The organism is Teredinibacter waterburyi, assembly GCF_001922985.1.
GTDB lineage: Bacteria > Pseudomonadota > Gammaproteobacteria > Pseudomonadales > Cellvibrionaceae > Teredinibacter > Teredinibacter waterburyi.
This window is the reverse complement of record NZ_MRUH01000123.1, coordinates 62,083-80,349: the sequence shown is the minus strand read 5'-3', so window position 1 is coordinate 80,349 and position 18,267 is coordinate 62,083. Positions and strand designations below refer to the sequence as shown.

General features: G+C 46.9%; 16 protein-coding genes. 10 read left to right on the top strand and 6 right to left on the bottom strand.

The genetic code is table 11. The features are described 5' to 3' along the window. The first annotated feature begins 177 nt into the window (after nucleotides 1-177). Nucleotides 178-846 carry an ABC transporter ATP-binding protein gene (locus IDZ20_RS09205; protein WP_188151139.1) on the top strand — a complete coding sequence of 223 codons (669 nt, stop codon included), beginning with the start codon at nucleotides 178-180 and terminating at the stop codon, nucleotides 844-846. After that, on the top strand, nucleotides 843-3,320 hold the full coding sequence (locus IDZ20_RS09200) for an ABC transporter permease (RefSeq protein WP_188151138.1): 2,478 nt from the start codon (nucleotides 843-845) through the stop codon (nucleotides 3,318-3,320). Before IDZ20_RS09205 ends, IDZ20_RS09200 begins: the two co-directional genes overlap by 4 nt. A 210-nt stretch (nucleotides 3,321-3,530) precedes the next feature. Here IDZ20_RS09200 and IDZ20_RS09195 read toward each other — a convergent pair whose 3' ends face one another. Further along, nucleotides 3,531-4,760: a cellulase family glycosylhydrolase gene (locus IDZ20_RS09195; RefSeq protein ID WP_188151137.1), complete on the bottom strand. Its 1,230-nt coding sequence runs from the start codon at nucleotides 4,758-4,760 to the stop codon at nucleotides 3,531-3,533. 315 nt (nucleotides 4,761-5,075) lie between these two features. Here IDZ20_RS09195 and IDZ20_RS09190 point away from each other — a divergent pair, with 315 nt between their 5' ends. The 7 genes from IDZ20_RS09190 (at nucleotide 5,076) to trmA (ending at nucleotide 9,965) form a co-directional block, all read left to right on the top strand. Continuing rightward, the gene (locus tag IDZ20_RS09190) at nucleotides 5,076-6,458 is read left to right on the top strand and encodes an SLC13 family permease (RefSeq protein WP_188151136.1); all 1,383 of its coding nucleotides are present in this window, start codon (nucleotides 5,076-5,078) and stop codon (nucleotides 6,456-6,458) included. 116 nt (nucleotides 6,459-6,574) lie between these two features. Then, a complete protein-coding gene (locus tag IDZ20_RS09185) occupies nucleotides 6,575-6,817 on the top strand; it encodes a hypothetical protein (protein ID WP_245792226.1) in 243 nt (80 codons plus the stop codon). Between the two features lie 196 nt (nucleotides 6,818-7,013). Continuing rightward, nucleotides 7,014-7,670 carry a Bax inhibitor-1/YccA family protein gene (locus IDZ20_RS09180; RefSeq protein WP_188151134.1) on the top strand — a complete coding sequence of 219 codons (657 nt, stop codon included), beginning with the start codon at nucleotides 7,014-7,016 and terminating at the stop codon, nucleotides 7,668-7,670. A gap of 183 nt (nucleotides 7,671-7,853) precedes the next feature. After that, nucleotides 7,854-8,219: a DsrE family protein gene (locus IDZ20_RS09175; RefSeq protein ID WP_188151133.1), complete on the top strand. Its 366-nt coding sequence runs from the start codon at nucleotides 7,854-7,856 to the stop codon at nucleotides 8,217-8,219. Then, nucleotides 8,216-8,566 carry a hypothetical protein gene (locus tag IDZ20_RS09170; RefSeq protein WP_188151132.1) on the top strand — a complete coding sequence of 117 codons (351 nt, stop codon included), beginning with the start codon at nucleotides 8,216-8,218 and terminating at the stop codon, nucleotides 8,564-8,566. The genes IDZ20_RS09175 and IDZ20_RS09170 overlap by 4 nt, the downstream gene beginning before the upstream one ends. A 6-nt stretch (nucleotides 8,567-8,572) precedes the next feature. Continuing rightward, nucleotides 8,573-8,869 (top strand): hypothetical protein, encoded by a 297-nt coding sequence (locus IDZ20_RS09165; RefSeq protein ID WP_188151131.1) that lies wholly within the window; start codon nucleotides 8,573-8,575, stop codon nucleotides 8,867-8,869. Between the two features lies 1 nt (nucleotide 8,870). Further along, nucleotides 8,871-9,965 carry a tRNA (uridine(54)-C5)-methyltransferase TrmA gene (gene trmA / locus IDZ20_RS09160; RefSeq protein ID WP_188151130.1) on the top strand — a complete coding sequence of 365 codons (1,095 nt, stop codon included), beginning with the start codon at nucleotides 8,871-8,873 and terminating at the stop codon, nucleotides 9,963-9,965. Nucleotides 9,966-10,001: 36 nt separating this feature from the next. On the opposite strand, the gene IDZ20_RS09155 is transcribed toward trmA, so the two are convergent. Together IDZ20_RS09155 and IDZ20_RS09150 are read right to left on the bottom strand one after the other, a co-directional pair. Next, on the bottom strand, nucleotides 10,002-10,481 hold the full coding sequence (locus IDZ20_RS09155) for a DUF2489 domain-containing protein (protein WP_245792224.1): 480 nt from the start codon (nucleotides 10,479-10,481) through the stop codon (nucleotides 10,002-10,004). A gap of 2 nt (nucleotides 10,482-10,483) precedes the next feature. Continuing rightward, nucleotides 10,484-11,962, bottom strand: a complete 1,479-nt coding sequence (locus tag IDZ20_RS09150; protein WP_245792222.1) for a DNA recombination protein RmuC — start codon at nucleotides 11,960-11,962, stop codon at nucleotides 10,484-10,486. 55 nt (nucleotides 11,963-12,017) lie between these two features. On the opposite strand from IDZ20_RS09150, the gene murI reads away from it, so the two are divergent. After that, nucleotides 12,018-12,866 carry a glutamate racemase gene (gene murI / locus IDZ20_RS09145; protein WP_188151129.1) on the top strand — a complete coding sequence of 283 codons (849 nt, stop codon included), beginning with the start codon at nucleotides 12,018-12,020 and terminating at the stop codon, nucleotides 12,864-12,866. A gap of 124 nt (nucleotides 12,867-12,990) precedes the next feature. Here murI and IDZ20_RS09140 read toward each other — a convergent pair whose 3' ends face one another. The 3 genes from IDZ20_RS09140 to lon all read right to left on the bottom strand — a co-directional run bounded on the left by IDZ20_RS09140 (nucleotide 12,991) and on the right by lon (nucleotide 18,068). Beyond that, nucleotides 12,991-14,865, bottom strand: coding sequence for a SurA N-terminal domain-containing protein (locus tag IDZ20_RS09140; RefSeq protein WP_188151128.1), 1,875 nt, complete (start codon nucleotides 14,863-14,865; stop codon nucleotides 12,991-12,993). A gap of 290 nt (nucleotides 14,866-15,155) precedes the next feature. Further along, on the bottom strand, nucleotides 15,156-15,428 hold the full coding sequence (locus IDZ20_RS09135; protein ID WP_188151127.1) for an HU family DNA-binding protein: 273 nt from the start codon (nucleotides 15,426-15,428) through the stop codon (nucleotides 15,156-15,158). A gap of 219 nt (nucleotides 15,429-15,647) precedes the next feature. Continuing rightward, nucleotides 15,648-18,068: an endopeptidase La gene (lon, locus tag IDZ20_RS09130; RefSeq protein WP_188151126.1), complete on the bottom strand. Its 2,421-nt coding sequence runs from the start codon at nucleotides 18,066-18,068 to the stop codon at nucleotides 15,648-15,650. Nucleotides 18,069-18,267 lie beyond the last annotated feature (199 nt).

Genomic DNA, 18,267 nt, shown 5'->3' with positions numbered 1-18,267 from the left:
CTTGGTAAATTTATTAGTGATGCCAAATAGCATCAGAATAGAGCAACACCATTGTATTAATATAGCTGCCCCCCGCTAATACTGAAAAGTCGATTAGTTGACACAATAGCAGCGACAAATAGCGCTGTGGTGTCTAAACAAATTTATACACATCTTAAAGGTTAACGAGTGATAACTATGATAAAAACGGAACAACTACAACATCAGGTACCCGTAACCGATGGCGTGTTGACTATCTTGAAAGGAATCAACCTTAGTATCAAGCGTGGTGAATCAATCGCGATTGTAGGAGCCTCAGGCTCCGGAAAATCGACTCTGCTAGGCATGCTGGCGGGGCTTGATACGCCCTCCTCCGGAAAAATCCTCCTCGATGGCACCGAGATCACACAGCTAGATGAAGAAAAACGATCGGCGGTTCGAAGCAAACTCGTATCCTTTGTTTTTCAAAACTTTCAATTACTTAGCAGTTTAAATGCGCTTGAAAACGTTATGTTGCCCTTAGAGGTCGCCAACCACCCGCAAGCAAAGCAACAAGCCATAGAGTTTCTCGGGCGTGTTGGCCTAGCTGAACGACACACTCACTTCCCACGACAACTGTCTGGCGGTGAGCAGCAGCGCGTGGCCCTCGCCCGCGCATTCGCGTCACAAGCGCCTATTTTATTCGCCGATGAACCGACGGGGAACTTAGACACCGTAACCGGTGGTAAGGTTGCGGACCTGCTCTTTGCGATGAATAAAGAGGCCGGCACAACACTTGTACTGGTGACCCATGACAGAGCGCTCGCGCAGCGTTGCACACGTCAATATTTAATGACGGCTGGTGAATTGGCGGAGCTGGATACGTGAAAAACCTCTTAACCTTTATTTGGCGCGACTGGCGCGGCGGCGAGCTGAGCATCTTAGTATTTTCCGTTATTCTCGCTACTGCAACGGTTACCAGTATCAGTCTATTCACCAATCGAATTCAAAACTCTATTCAACAGGAAGCCGCGGAATTTCTCGCCGCAGATGTTCAAGTTCGCAGCTCCATGAACATTCCAGATGAATGGTTTGAGGACGCCAACGAGCTAAACTTACAATCAGCACAGATTCAAAGTTTTCGAGCAATGGCGTTTGCTAAAGACGCAATGCAACTTGCCACCGTCAAAGCCGTATCTAATAGCTACCCGCTGAAAGGCACACTTACCATCGCAGAAAACCCCGCGGACGAAGGTCAAATCGTCTCGAACGGCCCTGCCGCTGGCGAGGCTTGGATTGTTGCACGTTTAATGGCAGCACTGGATATCAAAACCGGCGATACTGTTACGATTGGCGATGCTGACTTGACCGTAACATCAGTACTAATCAAAGAACCTGACAGTCCGCAAACATTTTTCGGCGTCGCGCCGCGCATTATGATTCATCAATCAGACGTTCCCAGAACCGGCGCGGTACAAGTCGGCAGCAGAGTGAATTACGCACTTTTACTTGCCGGTGAAAACAAACAACTGGACGCATTTAAAACGCTGCACCAAGATGATTTTGGCAATCATTTTCGCTGGACAACACCGCAACAAGGAAGCCAAAGCTTAGATCAAGCACTACAGCGCGCCGAGAAGTTTTTGCTGTTGGCTGGCAGTTTGAGCGTTATCCTCTGCGGCGTTGCAATTGCACTGGCTGCGCGCCGCTATGCCACCCGTCAAACAACTAACGTTGCGCTGCTAAAAACATTTGGGCAATCCCCCAATCAAATCGCAAAGCGATACCTCGCTGTGTTATTCGTGGTTGCATCTATAACACTTAGCTTAGGGTTTCTAAGTGGTTGGGGGCTGCACATTTTGCTGCTAACTTTACTAGCGGACTTATTGCCGGCTAATCTAGCGGCCGCAAATTATAGCGCCTACGGTGTTGGTGCTCTTGCAGGATCGGTCGCATTATTTTCTTTTGCTCTGCCACCATTGCTGGCATTGCGTAAAGTGCCTCCAGCTAAAGTTTTGCGCGAAGATTCGGAGGACGCGTTAATTTCTGCGCGACTTTCTGCGGTTATTGGCTTTTTCAGTATTCTACTGTTAGTCGCAATTTTCAGTCGTGACTTGGCAATCACAGCAATCGTTACTGTAGGCTGTTTGGTAACTATTTTCGGTGTTGGTTTCCTAGGCTGGCTTACGCTGCAGCTCGGCAACTTAGTGGCCTCTAGCCTAGGGCAAAGCTGGCGTCTTGGACTTGCAAACTTACAGCGTCACCAACAGGTGAATGCGCTCCAAATCATGATTTTTGCCAGCCTTTTTATGTTGCTCTTTGTGCTTATTGCGAGCCGTACATCGTTGATTGGCCAGTGGCAATCACAACTGCCAACACACAGCCCAAACGTGTTTGTGTTTAACATCTTTAATCATGAAAAAGCGCAGATAGAAGAACAGTTAGTCGCGAATAAAATCGACCATCAACCTTTCTACCCTATGATGCGTGGGCGGGTTATTGAGGTGAATGGCGAATCGATCACGCCACGAATTGAACAAACCGCATCGCATATGAATTACGAGCGAGAACTAAATCTCACATGGGCTAAAAACCTAGGTGACGACAACAAGGTGACCGATGGCCACTGGCACGATGCTGAATCTGAGAGCCTCGAAGTCTCCGCAGAAGCAGATTATGCTCAGGGGTTAGGACTAGTCGTTGGCGACAAACTTACCTTTAGTATTACCGCTCAAGAATTTACCGCCACCTTGACCAGTATTCGTTCGGTGCAATGGGACTCCATGAATCCGAACTTTTTTATGATATTTAATCAACCGGTATTAGATGATGCCGCGACTAACTGGCTGACAAGCTTTTACTTACCGCCAGATAAAAAAGCCGTATTAAACCAATTGACAGCCGCCTTTCCGACAATTTCGTTGATTGAACTCGATCAGATGATCGCGCAAATACAAGGTATTATTAGCCAGGTGTCGATGGCGATTGAGTTTATTTTGCTTTTAGTGCTGGCCGCAGGAACCCTAGTGCTAATTACCAGTATTCAGTCGACTTTGGATATTCGCATGCAAGAAAGCGCCATTCTGAGAGCGTTAGGGGCGCCCAAGCGTTTAGTTATTCGAACACTCTTAGTGGAGTTTGGGTGCCTAGGCGGGATGGCGGGCTTACTTGGCGCTATCGCGGCGGAAGCCGCCTTGTACGGTTTGCAAACGCGAGTGTTTTCTCTCGATTACGCGCCCAATTCTATGTTGATTCTGATTGGCCCCATAATGGGAGCGTTGCTGGTGGGAATGGTGGGATGGCTGTCGACCCGTTCGGTTGTGGCTACACCGCCGTTACAGGTCCTCAGGCAACTGTCTTAAAGTGTGGAATACGCTTATATTGCAACTGTCAATACAGCTTATACAGTTGTTTTTATAACGCTCATGTGTAACGTTTTTTATAGCATTGCAAGCCAAACTATCCACATTGCCGTTTATTCAATACTCGATAAACGGCAATGTGTTTCTGTACTAGTAGTTAACCCATTCATTAAACAAAGAACAACTGAATGGTTAAATAAACCAAACTAATTATTGCGCTGCAGACGGCTGATGAAGTCGCTTCAAACAGGCAATTAATTGCTCTGAATGCTCGTTCCACTGCCAACCCCAACCCCCAGCATAGCCATGCTCATGTAGCACTTTACATAAATCAAACGCCGCGATTGGCTCATCAAGTACGTTTAAATCTTCAACATGAAATTCACCAACTACAATCGGCTTGTTCACCGCCCAATAGCTAGCCGGATGATGAAATGGCGACCAACGCCCTTGTTTACCTTCATTGTTATAGTAGTGTGGCTGATAAAAATCTAACGTCGCCAAAGGATCACCACCTGCCGCCGTTATCATGCGGTCATCTCGATACCAGTTAAAACCACCAGCAACATCAGAATTGTACTTACCCATAGATTTTGAACCAGTGGTGACCAGTGCCACCTCGCCCTGGTCAATCGCAGTGCGGTGAATGGCTGCCGCCATAGTCGCCTGAACCCGTTGTAACTGCTCTAGTGTTGGAACGGCCCCTCCATAGAAATCGCTCTGTTCTGGCAGCCAACTTTCCGTCATATTTTCCGGTTCATTAAACAGCTCCCAAGCCACCAATTGTGGGTGAGAATTCAGCGCCTTGACCATGGGGATAAGCGCATTATCGATATAAGATTGCAATACTTGGGGATCAGTCAGCAAACGAAAGTTATCGGCACTAGGCGGGTTGCGATAGTCGTTTTTCTTAAGCATATCGAAAGACCATAGCGACGGCACGATATAAACCTTGTATTCCGTGGCAATATCTAAGGCAAGCTTTAGATCTTCGAGAAAGGTCTTACCGGGGCCAACAACCATACGCTCGCCGTTAATATCACCCCATTCCGGCGTTAACGAACCATCAATATGCATCCACCAACGTAGCGTATTGCCACCCGCCGTAGCCACATCCTGCAAAGCAACTCGTAATGCTGGCTCGGATATACCTGCACCAACGTCGCGGGCGAAATCAAACCACGCGATATTGAACCCACTTAAATACACCGGTCTACCGTTATAGAGGATACGACTCTGCTCAGCATTAGAGCCTAAGCCTTCAATATGCTTCAAATGCTCTCTATTTAGAGCTTCAGCCTCAGCAGACTGCTGCACACTGGCGTCGTCATGGGTATCGGCACAGCCTCCTAACGCAGCAACCCCAAAAAGCAGCGCCAGACTCGCCGGCCTGAAGACACTAATAAAATTCATTATCTGTAATCTACTTATTTCAAACATCGAAACTCCAACCCAACAAAATAAATGCCGATGTTACCGGTTTAGCGGGGCTTGCCACAAACCTTTTAGAGGATGGAGAGCGAATACTCCACTTATTCCGTGCTAGTTTAAGCATCAACTCCATGATTTGCGCTGAAACAGCAAAAACGACAAGAGAAGCCCACACATATCGAGGCGCGCTTCATTCAAAAGCCTGACTTGGATCAAGCCCAACCACATTGGCACAATTAGCACTCTGAATTGCCATTACAATAAGGGCAACCAAATTTCCACTCATCCTATTTTTCCAATAGCCCCCACCGTTCAGGAGTTTATATGAGCAAGGCTGGATTTGGCAGTTGGGCAGCAACTGCGTTGTTAATCTTAGCTGTCGTGATCGTAGAATTTGTAACGATTCCATACATGTCACTACCGCCTGCGCAGCAAATCACTGCGGCCATACTTCTCGTTGCCGCCGTCCTCTGGGTGACGGAATGGGTATCTCTATTTATCGTTAGCTTTTTAATCCTAGCGCTGGAAATCGTCTGGCTCATTCCTGTACTCGGCCTCAGCGGTCAAGTAGTATCCAGTTCTGTTTTCTTTGCACCGTTCTTTTCCAATATTATCTTGCTGTTTCTTGGTGGCTTCGTGCTATCTAGCCTGATGCAAAAGTACGGGCTGGATATTCGCTTTGCCCAAGCAATACTTAAACGCACTAAAGGCAAACCAAGCGCAACCCTACTCGGCATCATTTTGGCTTGTTCTTTTCTTTCTATGTGGATTAGTAATACAGCTACAACTGCCATGATGCTAACCATGGTGTTCCCATTAATTAAACGCATCCCAGAAGAGCATCAATTTCGTAAGGCGCTGGTGCTTTGCATACCCTTCGCCTGCAATCTGGGCGGCATCGGGACACCAATCGGTACGCCTCCGAATGCAATCGCATTAAGCTATCTAACCAAAGCGGGTTACACCATTAGTTTCGCAAAGTGGATGATGTTAACGCTGCCCTTCTTAATTGTATTTTTGGTACTACTGTGGCAGTTACTGATACGACTCTACCCTGCCCGAGGCCTTACACTCGACATTCCCGAGCGTAATACCGGAGATTTCAGCCTACAACACTGGGCCGCATTGGGGGTCTTTGTGGTAACCGCTTGCGGCTGGTTTTTTGCCAGTCAACTTGGCCTAGCCACCGGAACTATCGGTCTATTTCCGCTAATTTTCTGTTTTTGGTTTGGTCTTCTCGACACCAAAGATTTCCGCGATCTACCTTGGGATGTACTCTATATGGTAGCTGGCGGCTTAGCACTCGGCGTTGCCTTGCAGGTGACAGGTTTGGGGGAATCCTTGATTAATGTTCTACCCTTATCCGGCTCCCCTTGGGCGCTACTCGCCATTACAGCCGCCGTTGCAGGCGTAATGTCTACCGTAATGAGCAACACAGCGACGGCAGGGTTGATCATTCCCCTCGTGATGAACCTGCCTTTTGGCAGCGACTACATATTGTCGTTGGTAGTAGCGCTCGCATTAATGTGCTCTATGGCGATGGCTCTACCAGTTAGTACCCCGCCGAATGCGATCGCCTTTAGTTCACGCGCCATCAATAGCCGCGATATGATTATCACCGGCGGAATAATCACTATCTCAGGCTACATTTTGATCACCCTTTTTGGGCCTAGCTATTGGCGCTTCATACTGAGTTTTATCAACTAATTTCAATCACGCTGAGCGCTTAAGAGAACGAGAATATTATGGAAATTCACATCCAAAAATGTCAGAACTGTAGGTCCCGCAATCTACGTAATATTTTGGTTAGGGATCAGGTTCAAATGGTCTATATACAATGTCGCGACTGCGAGCAACTTGTTGCTCGTTACGTGCTAGCTAAAGGCGGTTACTTCCATGCAGGTAAAGGCTTTGAGAGTTTTCTGCGTTCGGTAGAGCGCGATGGCGACTTTGCTAGCGCTCGCGATATCAACTCGACCTATGACGAGATTGAAGCGCAGATACAAGCGGAGTTCGATACATTAACGGAAAAAGTCACTACGCTTTATAAGGGTAAGCTACCCTAGCCTGGCAGGCAGCCCGGTCGATAATTCACCTCCAACACACTTGTATTTGTCACGCCGACCCCAAACTTACTAGGAAGCAAGGTCGATTAAACTTTTCTCCTATCTTGCTGCCTAAGTTAACGCCTAGCCCCTTGCTTTTTAGAGGGGGCTTTGTATGATGAGGGCGAACTGACAATTACCGTTTTGGAGACACACAATGCAAGAGCTATACACTCAATCTGCGACATACAGCTCGTCGCTGGAAGTGAGCAAAGTATTACGTAATACCTATGCGTTATTAGCCATGACGATAGGCTTTAGTGCCATTACTGCCACTATCTCCATGGCGATCAACTTCCCACACTTGGGGCTTATCTCGCTACTGCCCTATATCGGTCTGCTGTTTGCCGTTGAAAAGACCAAAAACTCTGGCTGGGGAATAGTCTGGGTTTTCGCCTTGACAGGCTGGCTTGGTTTAACGCTTGGTCCAATCTTGAACTACTACGTTGGCGTTAGCGGAATAGAACCTATTTTAATGGCGCTTGGCGGCACTGCGCTTATATTCTTTGGCTTGTCTGGATACGTGCTAGTTACCCGCAAAGACCTTAGCTTTCTAACCGGCTTTATCATGACTGGCTTCATCGTAGCCTTCGTAGCCATGCTAGCCGCCTACTTCTTAAACATTAGCGGGCTAAGCTTGGCTGTAAGCTGTATGTTTTTGGTGCTATCGTCACTACTAATCATGTGGCAAACCAGTAATATTATTCACGGTGGCGAAACAAATTATATTTCGGCAACCGTAACTTTATACGTGTCGCTATATAACATCTTTACCATTCTACTTAGCTTTCTAGGCGGTAGCTCCGACGACTAAACGAAAGCCGAAGAGCTGAACCGATAAAACTGTAGTAGCAACCTTTGGTACACCAGCTCCATTAGTAGATTATGCTCGATCAAGCCCCGCCTAGCGCGGGGCTTTTGTTTATAAACCTAAAAGTCTACTAGAACTTTTTTTCCGAGCTATCGCAGGCCAAAAAGATTGTTTTAACCATCGCTTATGAACATTTTTGTCCTAATCAATGCCGCGCCAGGCAGCGCCACAGCAACTCAAGCGCTGCGGGTTAGTCACGCCTTGTTAGCCGCTGGGCATGATATCGGCCAGATATTTTTCTACGAGGATGGCGTTTTACATGCACAGCCGAATCTAAAAGAGGCACATCCATGGAGGAGTTTCTTCGAGCAGTATGCAACCGAGGCGATATGCTGCTCTAAAGCAGCAAACAAATACGAGCTTACAGAGCATTTTAGTGCAGGACCGTACCACTTAGGTGGCATGGCACAAATGATCGCGCAACAAGCACAAGCAGACAGAGTTTTAACCTTCGCCGTACGCAACACCAATCAGCAAGACGACGCCGTATGACAAAGCCAACATCTGATCTAAATTTGTTATTCGTTGTAAAACTCGTAGATGACTGCAGCCATCTCGATACCGTTTTAGATGCAATTACAACCGCATTAATATTTGATCAGTCAATCGCTGTACTTATGTTTGCCCCAGAAAATTCCGATGAGGACAAAGAAAAATGTTTTCATCTAGCATTACAGAACCTCTGTTCCCAGCTGCAACCCTTCGCCATTTATATGCTCAATAAAAATTCGCCTGACGATACGCCACTAACTGCCGAGAGTAACGATAGCTTGATCTTCCTCAGCCCAAAAAGCACTCGCTCGCTACTCACAGAATCTAAACAGTGCCTTTACTTTTAACCCCCTATGCTGCATATATTTAATCTCGATCAGATTTCTAACTGCCGCAGCCTGTATCAACAGGCCGCAGTGCTGATCGTCCCTACAGACACACTTGTGCTAATGAATATTTCCGAGTCAAGCCAACTCGAGCAAGCGTATGACGCACTGTGTACTGAACACGATATACCCCATTTATTCCTATTCCCCGCACCAGAACTAGATCATAAAATACAAACATTCGGCGATAAGATTCCCTGTTTAAATGCTGCCACATTTGCAGAGCTCTGCACGCGCCACACGGCAATCTCACATTGGTTTTAATATGACTATAGGCAGCGCTCAACCGCACAATTACGATTTACAACTTCAAGACAAGATAACGCAAACAGAATCTGAGTTTGCACAGTTCGACCTACCCGGCCTCGATGTTTTTAGATCTCCTAAAGACTACTTTCGCATGCGCGCCGAGTTTAAAGTCTGGTATTCAAAAGAAACTGAGCAGGCGGATTTTGTTATGCACAATCCGAAAAATCCGCAAGAGTTAGTCGTAATCGAACATTACTCTATTGGATCAACGCGTATAAATGAATTAATGGCAGCTCTAAGGCAAGAGATTAATAACGACCCAGTACTACGCCACAAGCTATTCCAAGCTGAATTTCTAACCGCCACCACCGGCGAAGCAGTCATCACGCTGATATACCACAAGCCCGTTAGCGAACAGTGGAAAATTAAAGCGCAACAGCTTTCAAAAACACTTAATTGCAGCGTTATCGGTCGCAGCCGAAAACAAAAATTCGTAGTCGGTAAAGATTATATTTACGAAAATATGCGGGTCGGAGATAAGCTGTACCAATACCAGCAAGTTGAAACTGGCTTCACCCAACCCAATGCCAACGTCTGTGAAAAGATGCTGAACTGGGCTTGTGATTCGGTTGCGGGGGTTGGTGGCGATTTACTCGAACTCTATTGTGGTAACGGCAATTTCACTCTGCCGCTTGCAGCTCATTTCGATAAGGTTCTAGCGACAGAAATTTCCAAAACGTCAGTCAATTCTGCACTGCACAATATGGACATCAATGACGTCGATAATATCAAGATAGCAAGAATGTCGAGTGAAGAGTTTACCCAAGCGTTAAATGGCGCGCGGGAATTTCGCCGCCTTAAAGAGATCGATTTAACAAGCTATAACTTTACAACGATTTTTGTCGACCCACCAAGAGCAGGCTTGGATTCAGAAACAGAAGAACTCGCAAGTCGGTTTAATAATATTTTATATATATCATGCAACCCTGAGACTCTAAAAACTAACTTAACCTTCTTGAGTGACACGCATAAAATAGAAAGGTTTGCCCTATTCGATCAATTTCCCTACACCCATCATCGAGAGTGCGGCGTGTGGCTACGAAGGCGTTAACCAGACTTACAGAGAGGTCAAAGCGGCTAGCGCCCCCTAGGCACTGCTACCTAGCAACGCGCGATACCGCTCACTATTTGCTAATAGCTGGCGCGCAGCCGCTTCAATAAAGTCCTGATATTTTTGTTCGTGCTGAAGACGCTCTTGCTCAAACGCGCGCTTTTCGGTTTTGGGCAACGACGTCCAACGATCCAATATCGGAATATGGGCCGTCGCCTCCGCAAGCTTAGTAAACACCTGGAAATCACTGAGCTCATGCTCCGAAAACCCTAAACGCTCTGACAGAACTGTTATGCGTATGCTCGCCTCGGTTAAACTTACCTGCTTTTCAATTGCCGCCTGAGCCAATACTATGATGCTATTCAAGGCTTCTTTTTTTACTTCCTGTAACCTTACGTTCTGCTGCTGCAAGCGCTCTTGCTGCTGTTTCTTTAGGCGCCGCAACTTCACCTGATAGTAGAGCGCCAACCCCGAAAGCAAAATGACGATTACCACTGCAACTACAATTAAGTTCACTATTAAGACTCCATGTTTTCAGTTTTCTCAACCGCCAATGATTCCGGCTCGCTGTCACTGTCCAACGCCTCTGAACGCAACTTATCCGGCAAATTCTTACTCGTTTTAGCACCTAGGTCACGCAGGTTCTCGACACGGCGAATAAGGTTTCCACGGCCATCAGTTAAGCGTTTACGCGTCGTATCGTAAGCTCTAGTAGCCCGATCTAGATGGCTACCAATGTCTTCTATAGCCGCTACTACCATCACAAATTGATCGTACAGCTTCCCCGCACTAGCGGCTATTGTCTCGGCATTGGTATTCTGTTTTTCATATCGCCAAAGGGTTTCTACCGTACGCAAAGCCACCATTAAACTTGAAGGGCTCACCAACACAATATTTTTATCGTAAGCTTCTTTAAACAAGGCTGGAGCGGCTTGGATAGCCGTAATATAGGCCGCTTCGATTGGCACAAAGATAAAGACAAAGTCGAGGGTTCTAACGCCTTCAAGCTGCTCATACTGTTTTAAAGATAAACCCTTGATATGCGCCCGTAGGCTATCCACGTGTCGCTTTAAGAGTGTTTCGCGAGCGCTAGTATCCTGTTCAACACAAAAGCGTTCGTAGTCGACTAAAGAAACCTTAGAGTCGATGACAATATCCTTACCTTCAGGTAAATGCACAATCACGTCGGGCTTATACCGCTTGCCCTCAGCATCGGCGTGAGACTTCTGGGTAGTGTATTCTCGGCCCTTCTCTAACCCCGACTGCTCCAGTAATCGCTCGAGAATAATTTCACCCCAATTACCCTGCGCCTTATTATCACCTTTTAACGCCGCCGCTAGATTATTGGCATCCGCACTAATCTTAGTCGCCTGTTTCTGCAATTCAGAAATTTGACCGAGGAGCTGATTACGCTGATTATTCTCTTTGGAATAGACGTCATCAACTTTTTTGTGGAAGTCTTTCAACTGCTCCTTAAAGGGCGTGATAACCGCCTCTATAGTCGAACGACTACTACTGGTAAATTGCGCCTGCTTAGCATCAAATAACTTGTTTGCCGCCAACTCGAATTCTCTAAAGAGTTGCTGTTTTGTTTCATCGAGTAGACGCTTTTCCTGCTCTCGCTGTAGCTGCTGTTCACTTAAACGCGTTTCTGCCTGAACATATCGAGCTCTTAATGTGTGTAGCTCATTTAACTCCCCCCCTAGCGACTCCACCCGCGACTGTGCCGCCCGCAACTCCGCTTGTAATCGAGCTGTCTCTAACGCTTGCTGATGTACCTGTGGCTCCCACTCAGCACGACTAACCTGCACCTGTTGTGCAAGTTGATTTTTTAAATCTAAAGTCTCTAAGACTAACGTTTTATGACGCATAGCATATTGATATCGAACAACAAGCCAGCCGCAAAACACGCCAAAAACAACACTACAAATGACTAAAATCATTTGCTCTTGTGTAATCGAAATGTTGACGAGTTCAACCAATGTATTGTCTGTCATGGAGTATTAAGCTTTGTTATCATGAGTTGAATTTATATTTTTACTATTGAGACTTATGTCTACTAGAGCAAATATTCTCGTATTCGACTCCGGGGCTGGGGGCTTAACTGTTACCCGAGAAATCTTACTCTCGAACACTTATGCCGACATTACGTATGTGGCGGATAACGCGCTATTCCCCTACGGAATCTTAGAGGATGCACAACTGTCCACCCGTATTATTACGCTTATGGGGGTACTGCTGGCTCAACACCAACCAGATATTGTTGTAATCGCCTGCAACACTGCGAGTACTATCGTACTCGAAACACTTAGAAAATGCTTCGATACTATATTTGTTGGCGTTGTACCGGCGATAAAACCGGCAGCCGCTATTACTCAAACAGGCGTAATAGGCTTACTTGCGACACCCGCTACAATCGACCGCGCTTACACGGCAAATCTTATTAGGGAGTTTGCAAAAGAGCATACAATTCTACGCCATGGCAGTGGCCTGTTGGTGCGGTATGCTGAAGATTTACTCGCCAATAGTCCTATCGATGAAACACTGCTCACTAGAGAGTTACGCTACCTTACGGAGCAAAAAAATGGCAAGAATATTGATACCATCATCCTCGCTTGCACGCACTTCCCAATACTTCAAGATAGGCTTCATCTACTCCCAGAGTTTTCGCATATAAACTGGGTTGACTCAGGGAATGCGATAGCTCGACGGGTAAGCTTCCACCTCGCAAACCTCGGTAAAAGTTGCAGCCAACACGGGAATATTGACGCGCCATTAAAGCTGGAATTTATCTATACTCTAGCGTCGACATCGCCAGCCACCCAGCACAATTATCAGCGTTACCTCTCTACATATCTTTTGCCGGGAACCGAGGTTACCCACCAAACGGTGACAGTATAATCTTCGCGCCATATAGTTTTGGCTTCACGCCCCAAACCTCAAGTCGCAAGCGAAAAAAAACCCCGAGCCATACGGTCGAGGTCTTCATAACATGAAACTAGAAAATCAGGTTGCCCGCAACAAATTATCGGGTAACGATTTTCGCACTAGAAACGATACCGGCTTCGAAAGAACTACCTTCATAACGGCTATTTTCACGCGCCAACTGACTTGAAAGCCCTTCCACCATATCATCACCAACTTCACTCGCTTTACCAGGCTCCCGAGAGGTAACACCAATAACACGAGTGACTCCCGTCGGCGTAATACTGACATGCAGGTCAACCGGCGAATCTGTTTTAGCTATCGCAAACGCTTGACTACGGGTCGCGGGATCAGACACCGGGTCTGATCTAGTAGCGCCTTCAAATGACGAGTAGGCATAACCAAGCGATTCGGCTAGTTTCTCAGCTGCTTCGCCAGACTTCACTGTCTCCACAAACACATCGGCCTTCGACTTCAGCATCTCATTCACTTGCTGTTGTGTGAGTTTGTCGACAATAGACGCCTTGACCACGTCAAAAGCTTGAATATGCTCAGGCTCATGCTGCTTAACGTGCAGAACGACGGCGCGGTTGTTAGCAAGCTCTACAATTCGGCTGTTATGGCCGTCTTGAAGCACCTCTGGCGCAAACGCCGCATTGCGAACGTCTGTATTGCCTGCGATGCCAGTACCGCTGGTACGGGAGAACAGGGTGGACTGAGCGACAGTCAAACCCAACGTAGCAGCTGCATCACTCAAGTCTGGAGCACTAAAGGTAAGCTTATCTAAGGACTCCAAGTTAGCCGTATAGAGTTCTTCAGCTTGAATTCGCTGAAGGTTGGCCTTGATTTCGGCTTTCCGGTCCGCGAACGCTGGCGGCTTAGGTACATGCTTATCAAGTACTTTAATTAGGTGGGTACCAGCATCGCTTGTCACTGGAGCCGATATCTCGCCAGAGTCCAAACTGTATACCGCCATTTCGAAATCAACAGGGTAGATACCAGGCAATACAACACCAAGAGAACCACCCAAATCACGCGTACCAGCGTCATCAGAATACTGCTTTACCAATTCAGCAAAGTCTTCACCTTCGGCGAGCTTGGCTTGTACCTCAGCAAGTTTGGCTGCGCTACTATCACCATCTTCAATAAGTAAATGCGCAACTGTATATTCTGGCGCGGCATCAAACTTAGCGACATCAGCTTCATACTGAGATTTTACTTGCGCCTCGTCAACCTTCATCGTCTCAGCCAATTTCGCCAGCGAAAGCTCAATATACTCGACGGCAACCTGTTCGGCTTTACGGTAAGACTCTTGATTCTCATCGTAATAGGATTGAGCATCCGCATCCGAGACAGTTACCTGCTCGCGCAAACCTTCGGAGGGGATATCGACAGTAAAGAATGTTCGCTTTTCATGCACTAAAGAAATTAAAGCTGCCTTTTCCGCTTGAGTTACAAACGAAGAGGCTTCCAATCCGTAGTTGATTTGGTTCAACATCAAATCTTCTGCGACCGACACTTTAAAATTCGCTGGAGTCAAACCGATTCGAGATAACACACTCCGGAATTTCTGCGAGTCAAACCTTTCATCGGTAAGGAAGTCAGGCTGTGTTGCAATAACGCGATTTACCGTTGCCGCATCCACCCCCATTCCCGCGTGATCAGCAGCAGCAAGCATTGCCGCTTTGCGAGTTAAGCGCTCGAGTACAGGGCCTCGTAGGTTCTCGTCTTTTAAATAGTCCGCCGACGGGTCTACACCTTGCTGAGAAAGCATGCGCTGCTTCTGCAAATACACTTCGCGATCAAGTTCCGCAAAACTCACGGATCGACCATCTACCTCTGCGGCATCAGTTCCAGCCACCGAACCAAGAAAAGAACTTCCAACGCCGGCAATAACCATTGGAACAATGAATAGTACAATGATAACAATAGACACTGTCGTGCCCTTTAAATTATCTCTTACACCCTGGAGCATAGTGAACCTCGAATTTCGAACCAAACTTTTATATAAAAGAATTGAGCTACACAAAAGATAAGAATATTTATACGAAAAAAGGCGCCGTTTAGATGCGCCTTTTTTGTATCAGCAACTTTTGTATGTCTTTTCCGATCAGTGCCTGGTTTATTATTTTTTTTAGTCAACGATCAACAAAATTAAATTCAAAAACGTTGGGCTGACACGGAAAATATATTACCTATTACCAGTCTTTCTAAGCGCCGGACAAAAACCTATTACGGTCAGCGCCGAACTCGTGACAGAGCAAATTAGTTGACAGCATCTTTTAGCGCTTTACCCGCTTTAAAACTAGGGATCTTTGCAGCAGCGATTTCAATAGGAGCGCCGGTTTGCGGGTTGCGCCCTGTTCGAGCTGCACGCTCTTTCACGAGGAAAGTACCGAAACCAACCAAAGCTACTTGATCACCTTCTTTTAACGCCCCAGCGATTGAATCAGTTACGGCGTCAAGTGCACGGCCAGCAGCTGCTTTGGATATGTCGGCAGAAGCGGCAATCGCTTCGATCAGTTCAGATTTGTTCACTTTAATCCCCTCTTATTATTGGATTAGTCAATTAATTCTTTTTGCACCGCAATCGCTGTGTAACCACGCAAACCTAAGCCTGGGACAACTCAACTGCTCTAAAGGAATTGCGATTTATACCAACTGCCCGTATACCGGTCAAGAATGAAATCCATTATTTGCCCTGCAGGCAGGAAACTGGTTGGTTTTCAACCAGTTTTATGGTGCTATACGCTATTCCTAGTGTGTGCTTATACGATTTTCATCTTCCTTTTTTTCACCACTGGCTTTCGCCTCTAGTGCCCGATACTCCTCATCGCTGTAGGGTTTTGGCATATATTGCAACGCTACTTCCAATACTTCATCAATCCAACGGACCGGCTTAATCACCAAGTCTGCCTTAATGTTATCGGGAATCTCACGCAAGTCTGCCTCATTTCCATGTGGGATGATAACTGTTTTTATCCCCCCGCGGTGTGCTGCAAGCAGCTTTTCCTTCAAACCGCCTATTTTTAACACCTCGCCACGCAGGGTAATCTCCCCAGTCATGGCAACATCTGCGCGCACTGGAATCTCTGCAAAAACCGACACTAATGCAGTGCACATAGCAATACCTGCACTCGGACCATCCTTGGGGGTCGCCCCTTCTGGAACGTGAATATGCAGATCTTTTTTCTCGTGAAAATCTGGCGCAATACCAAGCCCCTGCGCACGTGAACGCACTACCGTCATCGCCGCTTGTATCGACTCTTGCATAACGTCACCAAGCGAACCGGTTTTCACAAGAAGACCTTTACCTTTTACGGCGGAAGATTCAATAGTTAACAGTTCACCACCCACTTGCGTCCACGCCAAACCGGTAACCTGACCGATTTGATTTTCGCTTTCGGCTTTGCCGTAATCAGCTTTGCGTACACCCAAATAATCTTCTAACTTTTCGGCGCTAACAATGATAGTTGTATTCGTTTTCGCTTTTGCATTTTGGGTAACAACCTTTCGGCATATTTTTGCAATCTCGCGGTCAAGGCCGCGGACACCAGCTTCGCGAGTGTAGTAACGAATTACATCAAGAATCGCTTCAGGCTCTATAATTAATTCGTCTTTATGCAGGCCATTATTTTTAGTCTGTTTGGGTATCAAATATCGCGTTGCGATATTGACCTTTTCGTCTTCGGTGTAACCGGGAATACGGATAACTTCCATACGATCGAGCAATGGACCAGGAATATTCATACTATTCGAAGTACAAACAAACATCACGTCAGACAAATCGTAATCCACTTCCAGATAGTGATCATTAAAAGTAGAGTTTTGCTCTGGGTCCAACACCTCCAATAAAGCAGATGCAGGATCGCCGCGATGATCCATACCCATTTTATCGATTTCATCTAGCAGGAAGAGTGGATTCTTCACACCCACCTTTGACATTTTTTGCACGAGCTTGCCAGGCATAGAGCCAATATAAGTACGGCGATGACCGCGAATTTCGGCTTCATCACGCACACCACCCAGAGCCATACGAACAAACTTACGATTTGTAGCGCGCGCTACAGACTCACCCAAGGAGGTCTTACCGACCCCAGGAGGCCCCACCAAACACAAGATTGGACCTTTAACTTTTTTCACGCGTTTTTGAACGGCGAGGTATTCTAGAATCCGCTCCTTGACCTCAGCTAAACCATAGTGGTCCTGCTCAAGGATTTTCTCCGCCGCCTCTAGATCATGACGAACCTTACTGCGCTTCTTCCACGGTAGGTTAACCATCCAATCGATATAGGCACGCACAACCGATGCCTCTGCAGACATAGGCGACATCATTTTAAGCTTGTTTAGCTCCGCTCGCGTCTTAGTTTCAGCCTCTTTCGGCATACCAGCCTCGGCTACTTTTCGCTCCAGCTCCTCACCTTCACTCGGCTCCTCGCCCATTTCGCCAAGTTCTTTCTGGATGGCTTTCATTTGCTCGTTCAGATAGTACTCGCGCTGACTCTTCTCCATTTGTTTCTTTACCCGGCCTCGAATCCGTTTTTCGACTTGATACAGATCGGCTTCAGCAGCCATCAGGCCAATAAGATGCTCTAAGCGCTCTCCTACGTCCGCCACCTCGAGAATTTCCTGCTTTTGTGCAAGATCAAGACTCATGTGGGCAGCGACGGTATCGGCCAGCCGGCTTGGCTCATCGATACCGCTTAGGGAGGTCATAACTTCTGCGGGAACCTTTTTACTGAGATTCACATACTGCTCGAAGCGGCTAAGCAGGGTTCGCGTTAACGCCTCCATTTCACGGTCTTCTGGCTCGCTGTTAGCAACCACCTCGATCTCGGCAATAAAGTAGTCCTGCTCTTCGCTTACCGAGACGATTGAGGCACGCTGACGCCCCTCCACCAAAACTTTTACGGTTCCGTCGGGTAACTTCAATAGCTGAAGCACGGTAGCCACAGTCGCAAAACTGTAGAGGTCATCAACACCGGGCTCATCTACCGACGCGTGTTTTTGAGCAACTAGGAGTATCTGCTTATCATCTGCCATTGCCCGCTCAAGCGCAGCAATCGACTTTGCACGACCAACAAAAAGAGGAATAACCATGTGTGGGTAAACCACTACGTCACGCAATGGAAGTAATGGGAGTTTGTTATCGCTTAATACCTGCTCGGACTGATCCATTGACTGACCTCTTTATAGAAAGCTGGGGTCTTGGCAAACTAATATGCCAGACTTTAAGACCGCTTTAGGCTAGTTGGGGGCGGAAACAATGATTTACAAGTCAATCACCGCCCCATACGAATGATGACAGTTTTAGGTTGCTATTCCATCGCCCAAATAAGAATACAACCAGACCTCGAACAAATCACAAAGTAAGACG

What these genes read in the sequence shown, in the direction of transcription:
- IDZ20_RS09205 (WP_188151139.1), top strand. Translation starts at nt 178, where the DNA reads ATGATAAAAACGGAACAACTACAACATCAGGTACCCGTAACCGATGGC.
- IDZ20_RS09195 (WP_188151137.1), bottom strand. Translation starts at nt 4,760, where the DNA reads ATGTTTGAAATAAGTAGATTACAGATAATGAATTTTATTAGTGTCTTC.
- IDZ20_RS09190 (WP_188151136.1), top strand. Translation starts at nt 5,076, where the DNA reads ATGAGCAAGGCTGGATTTGGCAGTTGGGCAGCAACTGCGTTGTTAATC.
- IDZ20_RS09185 (WP_245792226.1), top strand. Translation starts at nt 6,575, where the DNA reads ATGGTCTATATACAATGTCGCGACTGCGAGCAACTTGTTGCTCGTTAC.
- IDZ20_RS09180 (WP_188151134.1), top strand. Translation starts at nt 7,014, where the DNA reads ATGCAAGAGCTATACACTCAATCTGCGACATACAGCTCGTCGCTGGAA.
- IDZ20_RS09175 (WP_188151133.1), top strand. Translation starts at nt 7,854, where the DNA reads ATGAACATTTTTGTCCTAATCAATGCCGCGCCAGGCAGCGCCACAGCA.
- IDZ20_RS09170 (WP_188151132.1), top strand. Translation starts at nt 8,216, where the DNA reads ATGACAAAGCCAACATCTGATCTAAATTTGTTATTCGTTGTAAAACTC.
- IDZ20_RS09165 (WP_188151131.1), top strand. Translation starts at nt 8,573, where the DNA reads ATGCTGCATATATTTAATCTCGATCAGATTTCTAACTGCCGCAGCCTG.
- trmA (WP_188151130.1), top strand. Translation starts at nt 8,871, where the DNA reads ATGACTATAGGCAGCGCTCAACCGCACAATTACGATTTACAACTTCAA.
- IDZ20_RS09150 (WP_245792222.1), bottom strand. Translation starts at nt 11,962, where the DNA reads ATGACAGACAATACATTGGTTGAACTCGTCAACATTTCGATTACACAA.
- murI (WP_188151129.1), top strand. Translation starts at nt 12,018, where the DNA reads ATGTCTACTAGAGCAAATATTCTCGTATTCGACTCCGGGGCTGGGGGC.
- IDZ20_RS09140 (WP_188151128.1), bottom strand. Translation starts at nt 14,865, where the DNA reads ATGCTCCAGGGTGTAAGAGATAATTTAAAGGGCACGACAGTGTCTATT.
- lon (WP_188151126.1), bottom strand. Translation starts at nt 18,068, where the DNA reads ATGGATCAGTCCGAGCAGGTATTAAGCGATAACAAACTCCCATTACTT.